We start from the raw sequence: 20,724 nt of genomic DNA, 5'->3' as shown, positions 1-20,724 counted from the left end.
CCCGTTTACATCCGGAACACGCCGAAGCGGCTCGGTTCGATAGGCGCGTTCAGTGACGCGGACAAGGCCAGGCCCAGTACATCGCGGGTCTGGGCCGGGTCGATGACGCCGTCGTCCCACAGCCGTGCGCTGGAGTAATAGGGGTGACCCTGTTCTTCGTACTGATCGAGGATCGGTTGCTTGATCTCCGCTTCCTGCTCGGCGCTGAAGGGCTGGCCACTGCGTTCGGCTTGTTCACGCTTGACTTGCACCAGCACGCCGGCCGCCTGCTCGGCCCCCATCACGCCAATTCGCGCGTTCGGCCACATCCACAGGAACCGTGGATCATAGGCGCGGCCGCACATGCCGTAGTTGCCCGCGCCGAAACTGCCGCCGATGATCACGGTGAATTTCGGCACCTTGGCGCAGGCCACCGCGGTCACCAGTTTTGCGCCGTGCTTGGCGATGCCACCGGCTTCGTATTTCTGCCCGACCATGAAACCGGTGATGTTCTGCAAGAACAGCAGCGGGATCCCGCGCTGACAGGCCAGTTCGATGAAGTGCGCGCCTTTCTGCGCGGCCTCGGCGAAGAGGATGCCATTGTTGGCCAGGATTGCGATCGGGTAGCCGTGCAAATGAGCGAAACCGCACACCAGGGTCGTGCCGAACAGCGCCTTGAACTCATCGAACACCGAACCGTCCACCAGGCGCGCGATCACTTCCCGCACATCGAACGGCTGCTTGGCATCGGCCGACACCACGCCGTACAGCTCATCGCTGCAATACAGCGGGGCGATGGGCTGGCGACGCTGCAACTCACCGAGTTTGCGCCAATTGAGGTTGGCCACGCTGCGCCGGGCCAGGGCCAGGGCATGTTCGTCGCTGTCGGCATAGTGATCCGCCACGCCGGAAATCTTGCAGTGCACATCGGCGCCGCCCAAGTCTTCGGCGCTGACCACTTCACCGGTGGCGGCTTTTACCAGTGGCGGGCCGGCAAGAAAAATCGTCGCTTGCTGGCGGACCATGATCGCCTCGTCCGCCATGGCCGGCACATAAGCGCCGCCAGCGGTGCAGGAACCCATGACCACGGCAATCTGCGGAATACCCAGGGCGCTCATGTTGGCCTGGTTGAAGAAGATCCGGCCGAAGTGCTCGCGGTCCGGGAACACTTCATCCTGGCGCGGCAGGTTGGCGCCGCCTGAATCCACCAGGTAAATGCACGGCAGGCGATTCTGCTGGGCGATGGTCTGGGCGCGCAGGTGTTTTTTCACCGTCAACGGATAGTAGGAGCCACCTTTGACCGTCGCGTCATTGGCGACAATCATGCATTCGACGCCTTCCACTCGGCCAATGCCGGCAATCACGCCGGCCGCCGGCACGTCTTCGCCATAGACTTCATGGGCCGCCAATGGACTGATCTCCAGGAACGGCGAGCCCGGATCCAGCAATCGGTTGATGCGCTCACGGGGCAGCAATTTGCCTCGCGAAGTATGCCGTTCCTGAGCCTTGGGTCCGCCGCCCTGGCGAATGTGCGCGAGCAGGGTGCGCAGGGCTTCGACGTGTCCGAGCATCGCATCGCGGTTGGCGATGAACTCCGGCGAACGTGGGTTGAGCTGAGTGTGCAGCGTGGCCATGGTCAGCTCCGTTAGCGGGTTTCGTTAAACAGTTCGCGGCCGATCAACATCCGACGAATCTCACTGGTGCCAGCACCAATTTCATACAGCTTGGCGTCCCGCAGCAGACGACCGGCGGGGAATTCATTGATGTAGCCATTGCCCCCCAGGATCTGGATCGCGTCGAGGGCCATTTGCGTGGCGCGCTCGGCGCTGTAGAGGATCACCCCGGCGGCGTCCTTGCGGGTGGTTTCGCCGCGCTCGCAAGCCTGGGCCACCGCATACAGGTAGGCGCGGCTGGCGTTGAGCTGGGTGTACATGTCGGCGACCTTGCCTTGGATCAGCTGGAATTCGCCGATGCTTTGGCCGAACTGTTTGCGGTCGTGGATGTAGGGCACGATCAGGTCCATGCAGGCTTGCATGATCCCGGTCGGGCCGCCGGACAGCACCACGCGCTCGTAGTCGAGGCCGCTCATCAGGACTTTCACGCCACCGTTGAGGGCGCCGAGGATGTTTTCTTCCGGCACTTCGACGTCATCGAAAAACAGCTCGCACGTGTTGGAGCCGCGCATGCCGAGCTTGTCGAACTTGTTGCTGCGGCTGAAGCCTTTCCAGTCGCGCTCGACGATGAAAGCAGTGATGCCGTGGGCGCCTTTTTCCAGGTCGGTCTTGGCGTAGATCACGTAGGTGTTGGCATCGGGACCATTGGTGATCCAGGTCTTGCTGCCGTTGAGGACGTATTTGTCACCGCGCTTGTCGGCCCGCAGTTTCATGGAGACCACGTCGGAGCCGGCGTTCGGTTCGCTCATCGCCAGGGCGCCGATGTGTTCGCCGCTGATCAGCTTGGGCAGGTACTTGGTTTTCTGTTCGTGAGTGCCGTTGCGGTTGATCTGGTTCACGCAGAGGTTGGAATGGGCGCCATAGGAGAGGGCGACCGAGGCCGAGCCGCGGCTGATTTCTTCCATCGCCACCACGTGGGCCAGGTAGCCCAGGCCGGCGCCGCCATATTCTTCCGGTACGGTGATGCCCAGCAGGCCCATGTCACCGAATTTGCGCCACATGTCAGCGGGAAACAGATTGTCGATATCGATCTGCGCTGCGCGAGGCGCCAGTTCGGCCTTGACGAAGGCCTGCACCTGGTCGCGCAACATGTCGATGGTTTCGCCGAGGGCAAAATTCAGGGATGGGTAGCTCATGGGACACCTTTGGCTTTTTTATCGGGTGCGGAGAGCGGAAAATGCTCTACCTTTACGTTAACGTAAGCCTGCGACGAGAGGCTGTCAATCGCCCTTTACGTTAACGTCAACTTAAGCCAGAGTACGGGTGTTTTGGATCAGCTTTTGTGGCGAGGGAGCTTGCTCCCGCTCGAGCGCGTGTAGGAGCTGCCGAAGGCTGCGATCTTTTGATCTTTCGCTTGGGATTCAAGTGTCTTTGGAAAAGATCGCAGCCTCGTTGCACTCGACAGCTCCTACACAGCTCCTACCAGCCACAACGGCATTTGTGCATGAGGTTCCACCGCTACACCCACTAATAAAGACAAGAGGGGGCGTCATGGATCAACCCGGTTCGCATTCGCAGTTCAGCTACACCCGCGGCTCGCAGGACAAGGCCTTGCTGGCACAAACCATTGGCGAGGTTTTCGACCAGACCGTGGCCCGTTATCCAGAGGGCGAGGCGTTGGTGGTTCGTCATCAATCGTTGCGTTACACCTGGCGGCAACTGGCTGAGGCCGTCGATCTGCACGCCCGGGCCTTGTTGGCGCTGGGCTTGAAAACCGGCGACCGTCTCGGCGTGTGGGCGCCCAATTGCGCCCAGTGGTGCATCAGCCAGTTCGCCAGTGCGAAGATCGGCGTCATTCTGGTCAATATCAATCCGGCCTATCGGGTCTCCGAACTCGAATACGTGCTCAAACAGTCCGGGTGCCAGTGGCTGGTGTGTGCCGGGGCGTTCAAGACCTCGGATTACCACGCCATGTTGCAAGCGCTGGCACCGGAGCTGGCGGAACAATCCATCGGCCAGTTGCAGAGCGAACGCCTGCCGGATTTACGCGGTGTAGTCAGCCTCGATCCCCAACCCCCGTCAGGCTTTCTGCCTTGGTCACAACTGGCCGCCCTGGGGGCGGCGGTGACGCCAGGACAACTGGCCGAGCGCCAATCCAGCCTGCACTTCGATCAGCCAGTGAATATCCAATACACCTCCGGCACCACCGGCTTTCCCAAGGGCGCGACCCTCAGCCACCACAACATTCTCAACAACGGTTACATGGTCGGCGAAAGCCTGGGCCTGACGGCTGGCGACCGGCTGGTGATCCCGGTGCCGCTCTACCATTGCTTCGGCATGGTCATGGGCAACCTGGGCTGCATGACCCATGGCAGCACCATGATCTACCCCAACGATGCCTTCGACCCGTTGCTGACGCTAAAGGCCGTGGCCGAGGAGAAAGCCACCGCGCTGTATGGCGTGCCGACCATGTTCATCGCCCTGCTGGACCAGCCGCAGCGGGGCGACTTCGACCTGTCCAGCCTACGCACGGGCATCATGGCTGGGGCTACATGTCCGATCGAAGTGATGCGGCGGGTCATCAACGAGATGCACATGGCTGAGGTGCAGATTGCCTACGGCATGACGGAAACCAGTCCGGTGTCGTTGCAGACCGGTCCTTCAGACGAACTGGAGCTGCGGGTGACCACCGTCGGCCGCACCCAGCCACACCTGGAAAGCAAGATTATCGATGAGGCAGGCCAGGTCGTCCCGCATGGCGCGGTCGGCGAATTGTGTACCCGTGGCTACAGTGTGATGCTCGGCTACTGGAACAACCCCAAGGGCACCGCCGATGCCATCGACGCCCAGGGCTGGATGCACACCGGCGACCTGGCGACCATGGACGAGCAGGGTTACGTCTGCATCGTCGGGCGCAACAAGGACATGATCATTCGTGGCGGGGAGAATATTTACCCGCGCGAGCTGGAGGAGTTCTTCTTCACCCATCCGGCGGTGGCGGATGTGCAAGTGATCGGCATTCCGTGTTCGCGCTATGGCGAAGAAATCGTGGCGTGGATCAAGTTCCACCCCGGCCACAGCGCCTCCGAGCAAGCGCTGCAAGCCTGGTGCAAGGAACGCATCGCCCATTTCAAGACGCCGCGTCATTTCAAGTTCGTCGAAGAATTCCCGATGACGGTCACCGGCAAGATCCAGAAATTCCGCATGCGCGAAATCAGCATCGAAGAACTGCGTGATAGAGAAGGCTGAGCAAAATCTCCTGTGGGAGCGAGCTTGCTCGCGAAAGCGGTGTGTCAGTCGACATTGATATTGACTGTCCGGGCCCCTTCGCGAGCAAGCTCGCTCCCACACGAAAAACCCAAACGCCAGACAGCACAAAGGGGAGCCGAAGCTCCCCTTTAATTTTGTCGTCGCGTGCTCTTTTTTATTATTGAGGGGCGGCCTGTTGTTGTTATTGGCAGCCGTGGCCCTTTACTGCTGTTTTTGGCGATCCCCATCCGGGATCAAGAGCAAACGTATTTTTTTGAGCGCTGATTTGCTTTTTCGCTTTGCGATCCAACCGATTCGGGAGCTACCTGAAGGTAGTTTTATTGTTCTCTGCCCGGTTGCGGGTTGCTCCTGAAAGCACCCTGAAAAGCCCATCTTCTCCAAAAAAATCTGTTAGCTGCGTCTCTGCCGTGTTGTTTTTGTTATGTCAGAGTCGTTTCGTCTTGTTTTTATTGGGTTTGCTGCGTTTTTTTATTCTTGTTATGCCAGAGATATAGCAGGTGGCGTGCCAACTTTTAAAAATCTATATAAATCAATATGTTGTGATTTTCAGCTGAAAAACCTGTCGGACCAAACCTGACAAATTGTTTCCGTGTTACTCGTTTCGCCGCTGTTACAAAGCCAGCGGTAACACCTCAGTGTGCGCTGCGGGCCTTGGCCACGCGCGAACCGCTGGGGCGGCCGAGCACGTCACAGATTTGCCGCCCCGCGGCGATCAATGCGTCCAGGTCGACACCGGTTTCGATACCCAACCCATTGAGCAGGTACAGCACGTCTTCGGTGGCGACGTTACCGCTGGCACCCTTGGCGTACGGGCAACCGCCCAGGCCGGCGATGGAACTGTCGAACACCGCGATGCCTTCCTGCAGGCTGGCGTACACATTGGCCATGGCTTGGCCGTAGGTGTCGTGGAAATGTCCGGCGAGTTTGTCCCGCGGCACTTCGGCGCCCACCACCTCGAACATCCTGCGGGTGGCGCCAGCGGTGCCCGTGCCGATGGTGTCACCCAGGGAGACTTCGTAGCAGCCCATCGCATACAACTCCCGAGCGACCCACGCGACCTGCTCAGGCTTGACCGCCCCTTCATAAGGGCAGCCCAGCACGCAAGAAACGTAGCCGCGCACACTGACGCCGTGCTGTCTGGCGGCGTCCATGATCGGCGCGAAGCGCTCCAGGCTTTCCTTGATGGAGCAATTGATGTTGCGCTGGGAAAACGCTTCGGACGCGGCGGCGAACACCGCCACTTCTTTTACGCCGGCCGCCAGTGCATCCTCAAAACCCCGCAGGTTCGGCGCCAGGGCGCCATAGGTCACACCGGGCTTGCGCTGGATCTGCGCGAATACCTCGGCGGACCCGGCCATTTGCGGCACCCACTTGGGCGAGACGAAACTGCCGACTTCGATGTAACCCAGGCCGGCTGCACTCAGGGCATCCACCAGGCGCACCTTGTCGGCGACGCTGATGGGCTGGGCTTCATTCTGCAGCCCGTCGCGGGGGCCGACTTCGATCAAGCGTACAAAGGAGGGGAGGGGCATGGGGAGTGACCTGTAATGAATTGCCAAAATATCGAGAGCGATGATGTCCCCCTGTGGGAGCGAGCTTGCTCGCGATAGCGTCGGATCAGTCGCCATTGATATTGGCCGGTCTACCGCTATCGCGAGCAAGCTCGCTCCCACAAGGGGCATGAAGTGTTACTGGGCGATTTCCTCGCCCTTGAGCGTCTGCTCCAGCGCCTGGATACAGCGTTCTTCGGCGGTGTCGAGTTCCAGCTTCATCTGTTCGATGTCCAGCAATTGCTGTTCGAGCTGTTCCCGGCGCTCGGCGATTTTTGCCAGCATGCTGTGCAGTTGTTTCTGGTTGCCGCTGGTGGGGTCGTAGAGTTCGATCAGCTCGCGGCACTCAGCGAGGGAAAAACCAATGCGCTTGCCACGCAGGATCAGCTTCAGGCTGACCTTGTCCCGCGGCGAGTAAATGCGCTCCTGACCCCGTCGCTCCGGGCTCAACAGGCCTTGTTCTTCGTAGAAACGGATGGCCCGTGTCGTGATATCCAATTCGCGGGCGAGGTCGGAGATGCTGTAGGTCTGGCTGCTCATGGAAGCGCTCGAAACGAAAGGGTTGGCGCTAAGCTAAAGGCAGGTTGACGTGCGCGTCAAGCAGTGCGGTTCTTGCACATAAAACCTGTGGGAGCGAGCTTGCTCGCGATAGCGGTAGACCAGTCAATATCAATGGCGACTGATCTGACGCTATCGCGAGCAAGCTCGCTCCCACAATGGGATCAGGCTAAACCTGATCGAGCTTCTTCTCATGGGCTGTCACCTGCTGGCACAGCTCGATCATCTGCTCGCGCATCCAGCGGTTGGCCGGGTCCTGGTCGGTGCTTTCGTGCCAGTAGAGATGGGTTTCCACCGGTGGCACGTCGTTCACCGGGAGCAGGAAGGCGTGCAAATCGTGACGCCGGGCAAAGCGCTCGGGGACGGTCATGACCATGTCGGTCTGCTGCAGCACTTGGGAGGCCATCAAGTAATGCTGGGAGCGCAAGGCGATCTTGCGTTGGATGCCCATCTTGCCGAGGGCCAGGTCAACGTAACCCAGGCCGTTACGGCGGCTGGAAATGTGCACGTGGGTCTGGGCCAGGTAATCGTCGAGGCTGATCTTTTCCTTGCCCGCCAGGGGATGGCCCTTGCGCATGGCGCATACGTAGCGATCTTCCATTAACTTGACGTGGCGCACCTGCGGGTCGGTGTTGAGCGGTGCGTCCACGGCGAAATCGAGGCGGCCGGCGGCCAGTTCCTTGGTGGTTTCACGGCGCTTGGACAGGAAACTCTCGATCGCCACGGTCGGCGCCAGGCGGCGCAGGCGTTGAAACAGCAGCGGCAGGATCACGCCTTCGGTGAGGTCGGTCATGCTGATGCGATAGGTCTTGACGGCCTGCAGCGGGTTGAAGATCCGGCTTTCCTGCACTGACACCCGCAGCAATGACAAGGCGTTGCGCACCGGGCCGATGATGTTCTGGGCCATGGGCGTCGGCACCATGCCTTGGGCGGTGCGCACGAAGAGAGGGTCGTTGAAGGTCTCGCGCAGACGGGCCAGGGCATTGGACACGGCTGGCTGAGTGATGCCGACGATCTGCCCGGCGCGGGTCAGGTTGGCTTCGGTGTAGATCGCATCGAAGACAATGAAAAGGTTGAGGTCGACCTTGCTCAGATTCATGGCGCTGCACTCTTGTTCTTGGGCTTGTTGTGAGGTGCCGGGTGGCGATGAGAATCAGTGAAACATATATCGGTGATGAATGTTAATACACGCTGAGAATAGGTTAGGTAAATTTTCGTAGCTGAACTAGCATCGATTTCATGACCTAAAACAACCTCTGCCAAGAAGGTGCTGCCCATGGATTTTGCCTATTCCCCCAAGGTTCAGGAACTGCGTGAACGCGTCACAGCGTTCATGGACGCCTACGTCTACCCGGCCGAAGCGGTGTTCGAACGACAAGTGGCCGAAGGCGACCGCTGGCAACCCACGGCCATCATGGAAGAGCTCAAGGCCAAGGCCAAGGCAGAAGGCCTGTGGAACCTGTTCCTGCCAGAGTCCGAGCTGGGCGCCGGCCTGACCAACCTGGAATACGCGCCGCTGGCAGAGATCATGGGGCGCTCGTTGTTGGGGCCGGAGCCGTTCAACTGTTCGGCACCGGACACCGGCAACATGGAAGTGCTGGTGCGCTACGCCAATGAAGAACAAAAGCAGCGCTGGCTCGAACCCCTGCTGCGCGGCGAGATTCGTTCGGCCTTTGCCATGACCGAGCCGGACGTGGCTTCTTCGGACGCCACCAATATGGCGGCCCGCGCCGAGCGTGACGGCGACCAGTGGGTGATCAATGGCAAGAAATGGTGGACCTCAGGCGCCTGCGATCCGCGCTGCAAGATCTTGATCTTCATGGGCTTGAGCAACCCCGATGCACCACGGCATGCCCAGCATTCGATGATTCTGGTTCCGGTGGACACCCCCGGGGTCAAGATCGTCCGGCCGCTGCCGGTGTTCGGCTACGACGATGCGCCTCACGGCCATGCCGAGGTGCTGTTCGATAACGTGCGGGTGCCGTACGAAAACGTCCTGCTGGGTGAAGGCCGTGGCTTCGAGATTGCCCAGGGCCGCCTCGGCCCGGGCCGGATCCACCACTGCATGCGCTCCATCGGCATGGCCGAGCGCGCCTTGGAGTTGATGTGCAAGCGGGCCGTCAGCCGCACCGCTTTCGGCCAGCCGTTGGCGCGCCTGGGCGGTAACATCGACAAGATCGCCGACTCGCGGATGGAAATCGACATGGCGCGCCTGCTGACGTTGAAGGCGGCGTACATGATGGACACCGTGGGCAATAAAGTGGCGAAAAGCGAAATCGCCCAGATCAAGGTCGTCGCGCCGAACGTGGCTTTGAAGGTCATCGACCGGGCGATCCAGATCCACGGTGGCGCTGGGGTTTCCAACGATTTCCCGCTGGCCTACATGTACGCCATGCAACGCACCCTGCGCCTGGCCGACGGCCCGGATGAAGTCCACCGCGCCGCGATTGGCAAGTTCGAGATCGGCAAGTACGTGCCCAAGGAAATGCTGCGCAGCGGGCGCTGAAGGTTCGTCATGCTTGCACCGCTATCGCGAGCAAGCTCGCTCCCACAGGAATGGACGTGCGGGCCAGATATACGTCTCACCGCAGACCCACTGTGGGAGCGAGCTTGCTCGCGATGACGGCCTCCAGGACAGCTGAATCAGCTTACTCCTTGACGCTCATGTACTCCTCGGCCCAGCGGATGTAGTCCTCGGGCTGGGTGTAGGTGTGCGTCAGCTCGGTGGCGCTGAGGTCCGAGGCCTGGGTGAAGATCTGCCGTTGTTCGCGAAGGCTGTCGTAAGTCGCCTTGATCGCGGCGAAGTAGGCGCCGTGGCCGTCGATGGTCACGCGCACGCCCAGTTCGGCCAGGCGCTTGTCGTCGCGCAGCAATGGGTTGCCATAGGTGACGAGCATCAGCGGCACCGTCAGGTTTTCGCTGATTTTCTCCAGATGATCGAAGTCTTGCACGCCCACCATGCAAATCCCGTCCGCCCCGGCACGTTCATATTGCTGGGTCCGGCTGATGATTTCCTGCACCGGCAGGATCCCCGCATTAGTCCGGGCGATGATTGCCATTTCGGGGTCGACTCGCGCTTCCAGCGCCGCCCGAATCTTGCCGACGCCCTCGGCCACGCCGATCAAGTCGGTGGATTTACGCCCGAACTGGGCCGGCAGCAAGGTGTCCTCGATGGTCAACGCCGCAACGCCGGCCCGCTCCAGTTCGATGATGGTGCGCATCACGTTCAGGGCGTTGCCATAGCCATGATCGGCGTCGGCAATGAATGGCAGTTGGGCCACGCGACCGATACGGGTGGCCTGTTCGGCGAATTCGCTGAGGGTGATCAGGGCGAAGTCCGGCGCGCCCAATACTTGCAACGACGCCACCGAGCCTCCGAGGATGCCGACTTCAAAACCCAGGTCAGCGGCAATGCGCGCCGACATCGGGTCAAACACCGAGGCGGTGTGGTAGCAGGTCTTGGAAGCCAGTAGTTGACGAAAGTTACGACGCAAATCTTGATGGGAAAGCCTGGACATATGAGTTCCACCAATGGAATGGAAAGGCTTGAGCAAAAGTGTCAACGCCGAAAGATCCAAAGGCTATCACGTGGCAAGCGCAAAGATGATGACGAATGCGTATGGACGATGCCGTTATGGCATCAGCGCAACGGTCCCAAGTCCCGAAGGCCGGTAGCCGACGGATACGCGGGCTATGCCGCCACCGCCTGTTGTCCCTGCCTAGGCAATGCCACGGCGCGCACGGTGTCACCCGGTTGCACTTGCAGGCGTTTGGCGATGAGGCGATCGACCACCAAGGTGTGGCCATGCAAGTGCGCGCGGGCGCTGGTCACACGGCAGTTTTCCAGGCGCCGGTTGTGAATCAGCCAGACCGGTGCGCGTTCATCCGGGGTGCCAATGGCCAGGGTCAGCGCCTGGCTGTCGCGTACACTGCGAATCTTCGACACCGGCGCCTCGATCACCGGGCCACCGTCAAAAATGTCGATGTAGCCCTTATGGCTGAAACCCTCGGCACTGAGGATCTTCAGGGCCGGCTCGGTGTTCGGATGAGCCTTGCCGATCACCGCCTGGGCCTGTTCGGTGAGCAGGCAGGTGTACAGCGGCTGGCGTGGCATCAGCTCGGCGATGAACGACTTGTTGCCCATGCCGGACAACTGGTCGGCGTAGCTGAAGTCCTTCTTGAAAAAGTGCCGTCCCAGGCTGTCCCAGAACGGCGAACAGCCCTGTTCGTCGGCGTGGCCCCGCAGTTCGGCGATCAGTTTTTCGCCGAACAGATGGGGAAACTCGGCCACGAACAGCAGGCGTGCCAGGGACAGCAAGCGGCCGTTGTGGCCGTGGCGTTGCTCGGGGTGCAGGAACAATGAGCAGATTTCCGATTGCCCGGACATCTCGTTGTTGAGAAACAGCGTCGGGAGCTGTCGTTGGATGCCCAGCTCCGGCGCCGAGCTGACCGTGACCCCGACCCGATAGTTGTACCAGGGCTCACGCAGTCCCACCGCCCCGGTCAAGGCGCTGATGCCCACCACCTGCCGGTCGTCGTCTTCGAGCACGAACAGGTAGTCGGCGTCGGCGCGTTCGACTTGCCCGGCAAAGGTCCGCTGGGCCCAGCGAACACGATGGGCGAGGCGCTCTTCGTTGGCCGGCAGGCTGGTGAACCCGGGCCCCGCGCAACGGGCCAGGTCCAGCAAGGCAGGCAGATCGGTGATGGCCACCGGACGAACAATCATGCTGCAGCTCCTTTGTCGTGTCGGTCCAAACGTCGGTGCAAGCCATGGGTTCGAATGAGGCTCATAGGGCAACCACCCGGATCCGTGCGCCGTCCTGGATGTCCAGGGCGGTCAGCATGGCGGGTGACAGGGCCACCGGGCCGTCGGCGTTGACGTCCAGCTCGGCAATAATGGCCCGGTAGCTGCCCAAGTGCTCGTTGCTCACCAGGTACAAGCCGCGGGCGTCAATCTGCAGGCTCTGCCTGGCGGTGGTGAGGCGACTTTGCGTGATGGAACGGATATGGGCGATACGGGCATGCAAGGTCGGCCCGCCGTCGAAGATATCGACGTAGCTGTTGGTTTCGAAACCCTCGCGTTCGAGGATATCGAAGGCTTCCTGGCCGTCGGGATGCACCCGGCCGATGCAGGCCTGGGCCGCTGGCGGGAGCATGGGCACGTAGATCGGGTACTGCGGCATCAGTTCGGCGAGAAAGGTCCGGCTCTGCAAGCCACACAATCGTTCGGCTTCGACATAGGGCAGGTCGAAGAAGTGCTGGCCAATGGCGTCCCAGAAGGGCGACTGGCCGTCTTCGCTGCTGAAACCGACGATTTCAGTGATGACCGATTCGGCAAAGCGCTGGGGGTGGGCGGCGATGAACATCAGCCGGGCTCGGGACAGCAGCTCCGATGCCGGCGTGCGCACCCGCTCGGCGTCAATGTGGAAGCCACGCAGCAGCGTCTGCCCGTTGAGGTCCTGGCACAACGACAGCGCGGGCACGCCATGCTGGATGTTCAGCTCCCGGGACTCGCTGGAAAACGGCCGGTTGCGCAGGCTGTAGAACGGCTCGTTGCAACCGGTGCTGGAGAGGATCTCCGAACAACCCACCAGGCGCCCGGACTCCAAGTCCTGCAGGACGAAAAAATAATTTTCCGCCCCCGGCCCCTGCACATCGGCTGCGAACGAGGCGCACGAGTCGAGGATTTTTTCCTCAAGACGCCCGGTATCGTCCGGCAGCGACGTGACGCCCACCAGGCTGTCACGGGCCAATTGTTGCAGCTGCGGCAGATCGGCTAATTGAACTGGACGTAAGGCCAGCATGGATTGCACTCCTGTTCCAGGGAGCCCGTGACTGGCACCGGGCTTGACGATCACTGTCGATGTCCACGCGTTTTAACCACGGCTGGCCGAACCCTTTCGACCGCCGCTCCTCATTGACCTGCTGGATCGGGCAGGGCGGTACGACTGCCGAATTTGTTGAGCAGGCACAGATAGACCACACCCGCGGCAATCCAGATCAGGCCGAGTTTCTGCGCAGCCACGCCCATGTTGTACATGATGGCCGCGACGATCACGAAGCCGACCAGCGGGCAGATCACGTGGCGAATCAGTTGGCCGGACTGTTGGCGGCGCCAGTAATGGTTGATGACCGTGATGTGCAGCAACATGAAGCCGCTCAGGGCGCCGAAATTGACCAGGGAGGTGAGGGTGTCCACGGCGTTGATGAACAGGTAGCAGATCAGCAACGACAGCACCGCCACCAGGTAGATGCTCATGTAGGGGGTGTTGTGTTTCGGATGGACCTTGGCCAACACCTTGGGTAACTGGCCGTCCCGGGCCATGCCGAACAACAGTCTCGACACCGCTGCCTGGGAGGTGATCGCCACCGCCACGCCCCAGGCCAGGGCCGTGGCCACCGCGGTCAACGTGGCCAGCCAACTGCCGGCCGCCAGCTCGGCGATTTCATAGAACGCGGTGTCGGCGGATTTGAAGCCCATGCCGGCCGCCAGGTCGGTGGCGATCCAGGTCTGCACCACGAAAATCGCCCCCATCACCAGCAAGGTCACCAGTGCCGCCTTGCCGACGCTGCGCCCCGGGTCACCCTTGACCTCTTCAGCCAGGGTGGAAATGGCGTCGAACCCCAGGAACGACAGCACCGCGATGGACACGGCTTGCATCAGCAGGGCGAAGTTGAAGTGTTCCGGGCTGTACAGCGGCGCCAGGGTCAGTTGGCCGTGACCGGCCCCACCCTGCAGGGCGTTCCAGGCGTAGAACAGGAAAATCCCCAGCACCACCAGCTGTGCCAGCAGGAAGATGATATTCATCCGCGCGGTGAAGGTGATGCCCCGCAGGTTGACGAAGGTCGCGCTCACCAGGAAGGCCAGGATGAAACCGACCTTGGGAATGTCCGGGTACAAATGGTTCAGCGCCATGGCGGCGTAGACATAGAGCAGTGGCGGGATCAGCAGGTAGTCCAGCAGCATCAGCCAGCCGGCAATGAACCCAACGTGTGGGTTAAGGCCCCGTTGTGCGTAGGAATAGACCGAACCTGCCACCGGAAAGGCCCGGGCCATGCTGCCGTAGCTCAACGCGGTAAACAGCATCGCCACCATGCCGATGATGTAGGCCAGCGGCACCATCCCCGGTGCTTCGGCGTTGACGTAGCCATACACGCCGAACGGTGCGATGGGGATCATGAAGATCATCCCGTAGACCACCAGGTCTGTCAGTGACAGGCCGCGTTTCAATTCCTGTTTGTAGCCAAATGCCTCGATGCTCATGAGCCGTTTTCCTTTTCAGCTGTGTGGATTGCGCTTGCTTGCTGTCTGTCGCTGGAAGCCTGCCGCTACAGCAGGGGCGCCAGGTAGGCGCTCCAGGTCCGTACCGATTCTGGGCTGCGCAGTTGGTCGTTGCGCACTTCGATCAACACCGAATCCAGGCCACGGCCATCGCCGTGCACCGGGACTGTCATGTCGGTCAGGGGGTTGATCTTGTAGGGCTGGTTGCCCGCTGCCCGCAGCGAATGCCGGCTCAGCCCGTCGACGATGTGCTGGGCGTATTCCTTGGCTTCGCCGAACAGCACGCCGGCTTCCAGTGCGCGTGGCTGGCCATAGAACACCGGGGTGAAACTGTGGATGCCTACCACGCGCACCGGCCGGTTGGCCGCCAGGCGCTGGTCGATCAACGCTCGCAACCGATCATGGAAGGGATGGAACAGGCACTGCTGGCGATATTCGCGGGTGGCCTCGTCCAGATCGTGGTTGCCCGGGACCTGGTAGATCTCGCTCTGGGCCGGAATGCTGTCGGGCACGTGCAGCGGGCGGTTGAGGTCGATCAACAGCCGTGAGTAATTGGCCGACAGCAAGGTCGCGCCCAGGGTTTCGGACAGGCGTTCGGCCAGCAGCAGGGCGCCGATGTCCCAGGCGATGTGTTCCTGGGACGCGGTTTCATCCAGGCCCAGGTCGTTCAGCGCCACGGGAATGAAACGGCTGGCGTGTTCGCACACCAGCAGCACCGGGTGGTCGGAGTCTTCCCGGGTCAATCGATAGGCTGGCCTGGTGTAGAGGCCCGTTTCAGCACATTCAATAGATTCGTGCATAGTGCTCGCAACGCTCGACAGGTGAGAGCGCCTGGGTCAAGGCCAATTCCTGGGCCTTCAAGGCGAAATAGGTTTCGACCAGCGGGCCGGGCAGGGTCTCGAGCAATGCCCCGCTGTGGCGCAGGCAGTCCAGTGCCTGTGCCAGGGTTGTCGGCAGGGCGATAATGCCACGGGCGCGGCGTTGTGTTTCATCCAGCTCATCGGGTATTTCATCGGTGACCGCCTGCAATGGCAGCCGTTGCTGGATGCCCAGCCGCCCGGCGATCAACAGCGCGGCCATCGCCAGGTGCGGCGAGGCGGTGGCGTCCATGGCGCGGAACTCCAGGTTGTACTGGTTCGCCAGTGGTTTCCCGCCCAGGCTCACGGTGGGGCAGATGCGCAGCGCCGCTTCGCGGTTGCGCTGTCCCAGGCACGCATAAGAGGCGCTCCAGTGATGAGGTTGCAGGCGCTCGTAGGACAGCGGCGTCGGCGCGGTCAGCGCACACAGCGCCGGCAGATAATGCAACATACCCGCGGCCCAATGCTGGCCGAGGCTGGACAAGCCATTGCTGCTGGCGGCGTCATGCAGCACCGGATCCGCGCTCAGGTTCTGCAGGCTCAGGTGCAGATGCACGCCGTTGCACACGGCATGTTCCGAGGTCTTGGGGGCGAAACTCACGTCCAGGCCCATCTGCCGGGCGATCTCGCGGGTGATTTCCCGGACGTTCACCGCCCGGTCGGCAGCGGCCACGCCCAGGGTCGGGCGGCAGGTGATTTCGTATTGTTGCTTGCCGTATTCGGGCAGGAACATTTCCGGCTCGACGCCGCCGGCCCGCAGGGCGCTGAGCAACCACCCGGCGAACCCGGCTTGCTGGCGCTGGGCCTGGAGGCTGAAGGCCAGGCGATCAGGCTGCGCAGGGGTGGCAGCCAGGTTGAACTCATGCTCGAAGGCGGCGAAAACTTGCAGGCCCAGTTCGCTGCGATAACGCTCCACTTCATCCTGCAGCAGCGTGCGCGGACAGGCGCTCCAGGGCCGGCCGTCGGTCTCTCGAATGTCGCAATGGATGAAGTCCAGGGCCGGTGCCTGGGCGTCTGGGCCATTATTGACAGTCACCCGGCTGGACAGGTCCGGTACCAGCCGCAGGTCGCCATAGGCGCCCCAGGGGTTGGTCGAGGCGATGATGTCCTGGGGCGTCAACGCGCTGTTGGCCGGCACCCAGCCACAGCCGGCAGCGACGTAGTGGGGCAATTCATCGCTGGGAAACGAGCGCCCACGGGTCACGCCGATCAGGTCGGTGGTCACCAGGGTCGTGACCGGCAGGGGTGCGAGGAGGGCGGCGGCATCGGGGCGGCTCATGGCTGCATCTCCTGCAGGCGAGCGAGTACCGTGTCGGTATCGGTGATCCAGCAGTAGCCCTTGATCGCGTTCAGGCACGCCAGGTGCCGTTGTTCGGTGTAAGTGGCGCAGGCATCTTCCACCAGCGTGACCAGGTAGCCGCGGTCGGCGGCGTCGCGCACGGCCATGTCGACGCACTGGTCGGTGACGATTCCGGCGACGATCAAGTGCCGGGTCTCCAGGTTGCGCAGCACGTAGTCGATGTTGGTGGAATTGAACACCCCGGAGGAGGTCTTGGGCAGCACGATGTCGTTTTCCTGCGGCGTCAGCTCGGCAATGATCTGCGCTTCAGGGCTGCCCTTGGGCAGGTGCATGTCCGACAGCTTGTGATCCAGGGAGCGGTCGCGGCCATCGGCGGTGAGGCTTTCGATGTGGGTGTGCAATACGTTTTGCCGCGCCTCTCGCATAGCGTTGAGCAAGCGCTGCTGGTTGGGAATGACCTGCTGGCGGGCCCGCTGGAGGAAGTACGCGGCCTCGGGGCTGTTCAGGTGGGCATCGAATTGCGGTTCCAGCCAGGCGCGCTGCATGTCCACCAACAGCAATGCCGTGTGTTGGCGGGTGAATGGCAGATCCCGAGGCGAGCGGTGGGGGAGCGAGAACATCCTTATTTTTCCTCCAACAGGTGCGTGTTGAATTCCGTGCGCAAGGCGTCGATGCCTTCCAGGCGTTCGGCCAGCTCAGGGCATTGCAGCGTCAGGCAGGCGATCAGGGCCTCGACCTGGGCCAGCGCCGGCACCAGGCTGTCAAAGGCCGAGACCGATTCCACCGGGGCGCTGATGATCAGGTCCGCCAGCTCGCGCAACGGCGAAGCATAGACGTCGCTGAACAGCACGACCCGGGCGTGCCGCGCCTTGGCCGCGCTGGCCACGCGCAGGGCCTGGGCCTGGTAGCGACGGTAATCGAAGATCAGCACCACGTCCTGGCGCTGCACGTCGAACAGCCGGTCAGGCAGTTGGGCGTTGTCTTCCAGGGCAAAACAGCCGGCACGTAGCAGCCGCAAATGGTTGAGCAAGTAATGGGCTAGAAAGCTGCTGAAGCGGCCGCCGAAACAATGCACCTGATGGCGGCTGTCGAGCAACCACTGCACGAGAATGCGCACGTCTTCGGGTTGCGTCAGCGCCTGGGTGTCGTTGAGGTTGCGTTGGCTGGCGGCCAGGTATTGGCTCCAGGTATCGCCTTGCTGCAATTTGGCCCGTGGTTGCAACAGGGTGCGGGGGGAGCGCAGGCGATGGTCCATGTCGCTGAGCAGCGCATCCTGGAATTCGGCATAACCGCCAAACCCGAGTTTTTTCACCAGCCGCACGATGGTCGGGTCGCTGACACCGGCATGGTCTGCCAGGCGTGACATCGGACCGAGGCCGTTGCGTGGGTAATGATCGAGCAGGGCACGTACGACCTTGCGTTCCGACGGCGTCAATACCAGGCCGGGATCGGTGATCAGGTCTCTGAGGGGCGGCATCCGTGCTCCTTGCCTGGATGAATGTTGGTTTTCTTTCATAACTCCTGAAAACAGTATTTATGTAGCTAGTGCTACATGTCCAGTGGTTTTTACGTTCCGTTTAAAATGCTCCAAAGTTGTGCGAAAGCCCTGTAGGAATTGGTCTTGGTCAGCTGGGCCTGGTATGTCAGTCGTTGCTCATGAAGTTGTCGGAAATAACGCCTTTTTGTCTCAGTTATTTGATTTCGTATAAGGTGCTGTACAACTAAACCCCGTGAACATTCAGCCCATGGGCCCCGTCCGATTACCCGAGAATCCAGTGTGCAAACCACTCGCCTGACGTTGATCTGCCACGCCCGCACCGTTGCCCAGAAGCAGGCGCGCTTCGGTCTGGACGAAGCACTGGACGCCGGCTGGCTGGGGCGCCGTGGGCAGATCGAGCATGGCTATGGAAACGTCAGGCAACTGCTCTGCGGGCCGGAGCTGCGCACTCGCCAGACCGCCGCGCTGTTCGGCGACGAGCCTCAGGTGGACCCGGCCCTGGCCGATTGTGACCTTGGACGCTGGCGCGGATTGTCCATCGATGAATTGCTCAAGGTTGAACCGCAGGCCCTGCAAACCTGGCTCGACGATGCCGAGGCGGCTCCCCATGGCGGTGAATCCGTCGCCCGGTTGTGTCGCCGTGTCGCAGACTGGCTGGCCAGTCTGGAAGCCCGACCGGGGCATCTGCTGGCCGTCACCCACCCCTTCGTGATTCGTGCCGCGCTGATGACCGTCTTGGGTTGCCCGGCCGCCACGTTCAACCGGATCGACATCGAACCGTTGTCCACCCTGGAGTTGCGTTTCAACGGCGTATGGCGATTGCGCGCCCAGGAACCTGGCCAGGAGTCGCCGCGATGAAGCAGTTATCCGTCATTGGTATCGGGGCCGGCGATCCGGACCACTTGACGATGCAGGCAGTGAAAGCCTTGAACCGCTTGGACGTGGTCTTCCTCATGGACAAGGGCCCGGCCAAGGACAAACTGTTGGACCTGCGGCGTGAAATCTGTCGACGCTACATCGTTGATCGCCCCTACCGTTTCGTCGAAGCCTACAGCCCGGAACGCCAACGCGGCGACGTGGACTACAAGGACAGCGTCGAAGCGCTGAATCGCGCCAAACAGGCCACCTTCGAACGGCTGATCAATGAAGAACTGTCCTGCGGCCAGCAGGGCGGTTTTCTGGTGTGGGGCGATCCGGCGTTATACGACAGTACCGTGCGCATCCTGCAGGCGATTCTCGAGGCGGGCCGCTGCGCTTTCGAATTCGAGGTGATCCCCGGCATCACCAGTGTCCAGGCCTTGGCCGCCCGGCACAAAGTGCCGTTGAACACCATTGGCGGTTCGCTGGAAATCACCACCGGACGCCGTTTGGTGGCGGGGCAGGTGGGCGATGCGGCCAGTGTGGTGGTGATGCTCGATGCCGAGGATGGCTATCGCCACGTCAGCGATCCCGATACGCAGATTTATTGGGGCGCCTATGTGGGAATGCCGGAGGAAATCCTGATCGCCGGCCGGCTGGGAGATGTGGCCGATGATATCGAACGCACCCGCAAGGCCGCGCGAGAGGCCAATGGGTGGATCATGGATACGTATTTGTTGCGTAAGCCACGATGACGCTTGCACCTCACCCTGTGGCGAGGGAGCTTGCTCCCGCTGGGTCTGTAGGAGCTGTCGAGTGCAACGAGGCTGCGATCTTTCCCTAGGCACTTGAGTCCCAAGGGAAAGATAAAAGATCGCAGCCTTCGGCAGCTCCTACAGCGCCTGCTGCGCAGTCGAGCGGGAGCAAGCTCCCTCGCCACGGAGGGGCATGATTTCCCGGCATCTTTATCCCCGCCCAAACCGTTCCCGATACACCGACGGCGCCAACCCCACCACGCTGCGAAACGCCACGCGAAAGCTTTCCACCGAGCGATAACCACACAGTTGCGCAATGTTGTCGGTGTTGTCGCCGGTGCTTTCCAGCAGCTCGCGGGCCCGGGCCAGGCGCTCGTGTTGCAGCCAGGCCTTGGGCGACACACCGCAGGCCTGGGTGAAGTGACGCAGGAAAGTGCGTTCGCTCATGGCCGCCTGGCTGGCCAGCTCGCGCACGCCGAGGGGTTCGTGCAGGCGCTCGCGGGCCCATTGCATGACGCTCGACAGGTCGCTGCGTGGCGTACGGCTGACCGGCGAGGGGATGAACTGCGCCTGGCCGCCGGTCCGTTGCGGTGTCATCACCAACCGGCGCGCCACGGTGTTGGCGACCTGAAGACCATAGTCCCGTGCCACCAGATGCAGACAGGCGTCGATGCCGGCGGCGCTGCCCGCCGAAGTAATGACCTGCCCCGAGTCGACGTACAACACATCCGGGTCGACCCGCACGGCGGGAAAGCTCTTGGCCAGTTCGTCGGTGTAGCGCCAGTGAGTCGTGGCGCCGAGACCATCGAGCAGGCCGGCGGCGGCCAGCACGAAGGCACCGGAGCAGATCGACAACAGGCGCGCCCCACGGGCATGGGCCCTGCGCAATGCGTCGAGCAGTGCCTGGGACGGTGGCTCGCTGCGGCTGCGCCAGCCTGGTATGACGATGGTCCGGGCGGTTTCGAGCAATTCCATGCCGCCATCGGCCAATACCTGGAAGCCGCCCATGGCGCGCATCGGGCCATCATCGACCGCGACGATCCGATGCTCGTACCAAGGGAAATTGAATTCCGGCCGTTCCAATCCGAAAATCTCGACGGCGACACCGAATTCGAAGGTGCACAGGCCGTCGTAGGCGAGGATCGCGACCAAACCCGGGATAGGCTGCATTTGTCGGAAAGTTCCCACAGAGTGTCTTGTACGC

At 61.8% G+C, this 20,724-nt stretch carries 18 protein-coding genes; 4 read left to right on the top strand and 14 right to left on the bottom strand.

Going from position 1 to position 20,724, the window contains the following annotated elements:
- Nucleotides 1–5 precede the first annotated feature (5 nt).
- Both ACIPQ1_RS16750 and ACIPQ1_RS16745 read right to left on the bottom strand, forming a co-directional pair.
- The gene (locus ACIPQ1_RS16750) at nt 6–1,613 is read right to left on the bottom strand and encodes a carboxyl transferase domain-containing protein (RefSeq protein WP_446534460.1); all 1,608 of its coding nucleotides are present in this window, start codon (nt 1,611–1,613) and stop codon (nt 6–8) included.
- 11 nt (nt 1,614–1,624) lie between these two features.
- Nucleotides 1,625–2,788, bottom strand: coding sequence for an isovaleryl-CoA dehydrogenase (locus ACIPQ1_RS16745; RefSeq protein ID WP_250965215.1), 1,164 nt, complete (start codon nt 2,786–2,788; stop codon nt 1,625–1,627).
- Nucleotides 2,789–3,143: 355 nt separating this feature from the next.
- Between ACIPQ1_RS16745 and ACIPQ1_RS16740 the strand changes: the two genes are divergently transcribed.
- Complete coding sequence (locus ACIPQ1_RS16740) at nt 3,144–4,841, top strand: AMP-binding protein (protein WP_446534459.1); 1,698 nt, start codon at nt 3,144–3,146, stop codon at nt 4,839–4,841.
- A 653-nt stretch (nt 4,842–5,494) separates the two neighbouring features.
- Here ACIPQ1_RS16740 and ACIPQ1_RS16735 read toward each other — a convergent pair.
- From ACIPQ1_RS16735 to ACIPQ1_RS16725, 3 genes are all read right to left on the bottom strand, one after another.
- The gene (locus ACIPQ1_RS16735) at nt 5,495–6,394 is read right to left on the bottom strand and encodes a hydroxymethylglutaryl-CoA lyase (RefSeq protein ID WP_411385117.1); all 900 of its coding nucleotides are present in this window, start codon (nt 6,392–6,394) and stop codon (nt 5,495–5,497) included.
- 156 nt (nt 6,395–6,550) lie between these two features.
- Nucleotides 6,551–6,952: a MerR family transcriptional regulator gene (locus ACIPQ1_RS16730; RefSeq protein WP_186730703.1), complete on the bottom strand. Its 402-nt coding sequence runs from the start codon at nt 6,950–6,952 to the stop codon at nt 6,551–6,553.
- 187 nt (nt 6,953–7,139) lie between these two features.
- Entirely contained in the window at nt 7,140–8,069 is a 930-nt protein-coding gene (locus ACIPQ1_RS16725; protein ID WP_250964607.1) for a LysR family transcriptional regulator, read from the bottom strand.
- Nucleotides 8,070–8,246: 177 nt separating this feature from the next.
- Here ACIPQ1_RS16725 and ACIPQ1_RS16720 point away from each other — a divergent pair, with 177 nt between their 5' ends.
- Nucleotides 8,247–9,476 (top strand): acyl-CoA dehydrogenase, encoded by a 1,230-nt coding sequence (locus tag ACIPQ1_RS16720; RefSeq protein WP_053120907.1) that lies wholly within the window; start codon nt 8,247–8,249, stop codon nt 9,474–9,476.
- Between the two features lie 142 nt (nt 9,477–9,618).
- On the opposite strand, the gene ACIPQ1_RS16715 is transcribed toward ACIPQ1_RS16720, so the two are convergent.
- From ACIPQ1_RS16715 to ACIPQ1_RS16680, 8 genes are all read right to left on the bottom strand, one after another.
- Nucleotides 9,619–10,488 (bottom strand): isocitrate lyase/PEP mutase family protein, encoded by an 870-nt coding sequence (locus ACIPQ1_RS16715; protein ID WP_250964608.1) that lies wholly within the window; start codon nt 10,486–10,488, stop codon nt 9,619–9,621.
- A gap of 173 nt (nt 10,489–10,661) precedes the next feature.
- Complete coding sequence (astA, locus tag ACIPQ1_RS16710) at nt 10,662–11,696, bottom strand: arginine N-succinyltransferase (protein ID WP_411385116.1); 1,035 nt, start codon at nt 11,694–11,696, stop codon at nt 10,662–10,664.
- A gap of 61 nt (nt 11,697–11,757) precedes the next feature.
- The gene (locus tag ACIPQ1_RS16705) at nt 11,758–12,774 is read right to left on the bottom strand and encodes an arginine N-succinyltransferase (protein ID WP_186730701.1); all 1,017 of its coding nucleotides are present in this window, start codon (nt 12,772–12,774) and stop codon (nt 11,758–11,760) included.
- Between the two features lie 110 nt (nt 12,775–12,884).
- Entirely contained in the window at nt 12,885–14,234 is a 1,350-nt protein-coding gene (locus ACIPQ1_RS16700) for an APC family permease (RefSeq protein ID WP_250964611.1), read from the bottom strand.
- A 65-nt stretch (nt 14,235–14,299) separates the two neighbouring features.
- Nucleotides 14,300–15,052, bottom strand: coding sequence for an N-formylglutamate amidohydrolase (locus ACIPQ1_RS16695; protein WP_186730699.1), 753 nt, complete (start codon nt 15,050–15,052; stop codon nt 14,300–14,302).
- A complete protein-coding gene (locus ACIPQ1_RS16690) occupies nt 15,036–16,388 on the bottom strand; it encodes a glutamine synthetase (protein WP_411385113.1) in 1,353 nt (450 codons plus the stop codon). The genes ACIPQ1_RS16695 and ACIPQ1_RS16690 overlap by 17 nt, the downstream gene beginning before the upstream one ends.
- A complete protein-coding gene (locus ACIPQ1_RS16685) occupies nt 16,385–17,029 on the bottom strand; it encodes an isochorismatase family cysteine hydrolase (protein WP_250964614.1) in 645 nt (214 codons plus the stop codon). The genes ACIPQ1_RS16690 and ACIPQ1_RS16685 overlap by 4 nt, the downstream gene beginning before the upstream one ends.
- A 2-nt stretch (nt 17,030–17,031) precedes the next feature.
- Complete coding sequence (locus ACIPQ1_RS16680; RefSeq protein WP_411385112.1) at nt 17,032–17,886, bottom strand: MurR/RpiR family transcriptional regulator; 855 nt, start codon at nt 17,884–17,886, stop codon at nt 17,032–17,034.
- Between the two features lie 300 nt (nt 17,887–18,186).
- Between ACIPQ1_RS16680 and ACIPQ1_RS16675 the strand changes: the two genes are divergently transcribed.
- Nucleotides 18,187–18,765 carry a histidine phosphatase family protein gene (locus ACIPQ1_RS16675; protein WP_250964616.1) on the top strand — a complete coding sequence of 193 codons (579 nt, stop codon included), beginning with the start codon at nt 18,187–18,189 and terminating at the stop codon, nt 18,763–18,765.
- On the top strand, nt 18,762–19,520 hold the full coding sequence (gene cobF / locus ACIPQ1_RS16670) for a precorrin-6A synthase (deacetylating) (RefSeq protein WP_446534458.1): 759 nt from the start codon (nt 18,762–18,764) through the stop codon (nt 19,518–19,520). The genes ACIPQ1_RS16675 and cobF overlap by 4 nt, the downstream gene beginning before the upstream one ends.
- Nucleotides 19,521–19,730: 210 nt before the next feature.
- Here cobF and ftrA read toward each other — a convergent pair whose 3' ends face one another.
- Nucleotides 19,731–20,690 carry a transcriptional regulator FtrA gene (ftrA, locus tag ACIPQ1_RS16665; protein WP_186710052.1) on the bottom strand — a complete coding sequence of 320 codons (960 nt, stop codon included), beginning with the start codon at nt 20,688–20,690 and terminating at the stop codon, nt 19,731–19,733.
- Nucleotides 20,691–20,724 lie beyond the last annotated feature (34 nt).

It is taken from the genome of Pseudomonas sp. LARHCG127 (genome assembly GCF_052871455.1).
Note: the sequence above shows the minus strand (reverse complement) of the source record. Positions and strands in the feature narration are given on the sequence as shown.

Bases quoted from the DNA above. Each gene is read 5' to 3' on its own strand.
- ACIPQ1_RS16750 (WP_446534460.1), bottom strand. From the start codon at position 1,613: ATGGCCACGCTGCACACTCAGCTCAACCCACGTTCGCCGGAGTTCATC.
- ACIPQ1_RS16745 (WP_250965215.1), bottom strand. From the start codon at position 2,788: ATGAGCTACCCATCCCTGAATTTTGCCCTCGGCGAAACCATCGACATG.
- ACIPQ1_RS16740 (WP_446534459.1), top strand. From the start codon at position 3,144: ATGGATCAACCCGGTTCGCATTCGCAGTTCAGCTACACCCGCGGCTCG.
- ACIPQ1_RS16735 (WP_411385117.1), bottom strand. From the start codon at position 6,394: ATGCCCCTCCCCTCCTTTGTACGCTTGATCGAAGTCGGCCCCCGCGAC.
- ACIPQ1_RS16730 (WP_186730703.1), bottom strand. From the start codon at position 6,952: ATGAGCAGCCAGACCTACAGCATCTCCGACCTCGCCCGCGAATTGGAT.
- ACIPQ1_RS16725 (WP_250964607.1), bottom strand. From the start codon at position 8,069: ATGAATCTGAGCAAGGTCGACCTCAACCTTTTCATTGTCTTCGATGCG.
- ACIPQ1_RS16720 (WP_053120907.1), top strand. From the start codon at position 8,247: ATGGATTTTGCCTATTCCCCCAAGGTTCAGGAACTGCGTGAACGCGTC.
- ACIPQ1_RS16715 (WP_250964608.1), bottom strand. From the start codon at position 10,488: ATGTCCAGGCTTTCCCATCAAGATTTGCGTCGTAACTTTCGTCAACTA.
- astA (WP_411385116.1), bottom strand. From the start codon at position 11,696: ATGATTGTTCGTCCGGTGGCCATCACCGATCTGCCTGCCTTGCTGGAC.
- ACIPQ1_RS16705 (WP_186730701.1), bottom strand. From the start codon at position 12,774: ATGCTGGCCTTACGTCCAGTTCAATTAGCCGATCTGCCGCAGCTGCAA.
- ACIPQ1_RS16700 (WP_250964611.1), bottom strand. From the start codon at position 14,234: ATGAGCATCGAGGCATTTGGCTACAAACAGGAATTGAAACGCGGCCTG.
- ACIPQ1_RS16695 (WP_186730699.1), bottom strand. From the start codon at position 15,052: ATGCACGAATCTATTGAATGTGCTGAAACGGGCCTCTACACCAGGCCA.
- ACIPQ1_RS16690 (WP_411385113.1), bottom strand. From the start codon at position 16,388: ATGAGCCGCCCCGATGCCGCCGCCCTCCTCGCACCCCTGCCGGTCACG.
- ACIPQ1_RS16685 (WP_250964614.1), bottom strand. From the start codon at position 17,029: ATGTTCTCGCTCCCCCACCGCTCGCCTCGGGATCTGCCATTCACCCGC.
- ACIPQ1_RS16680 (WP_411385112.1), bottom strand. From the start codon at position 17,886: ATGCCGCCCCTCAGAGACCTGATCACCGATCCCGGCCTGGTATTGACG.
- cobF (WP_446534458.1), top strand. From the start codon at position 18,762: ATGAAGCAGTTATCCGTCATTGGTATCGGGGCCGGCGATCCGGACCAC.
- ftrA (WP_186710052.1), bottom strand. From the start codon at position 20,690: ATGCAGCCTATCCCGGGTTTGGTCGCGATCCTCGCCTACGACGGCCTG.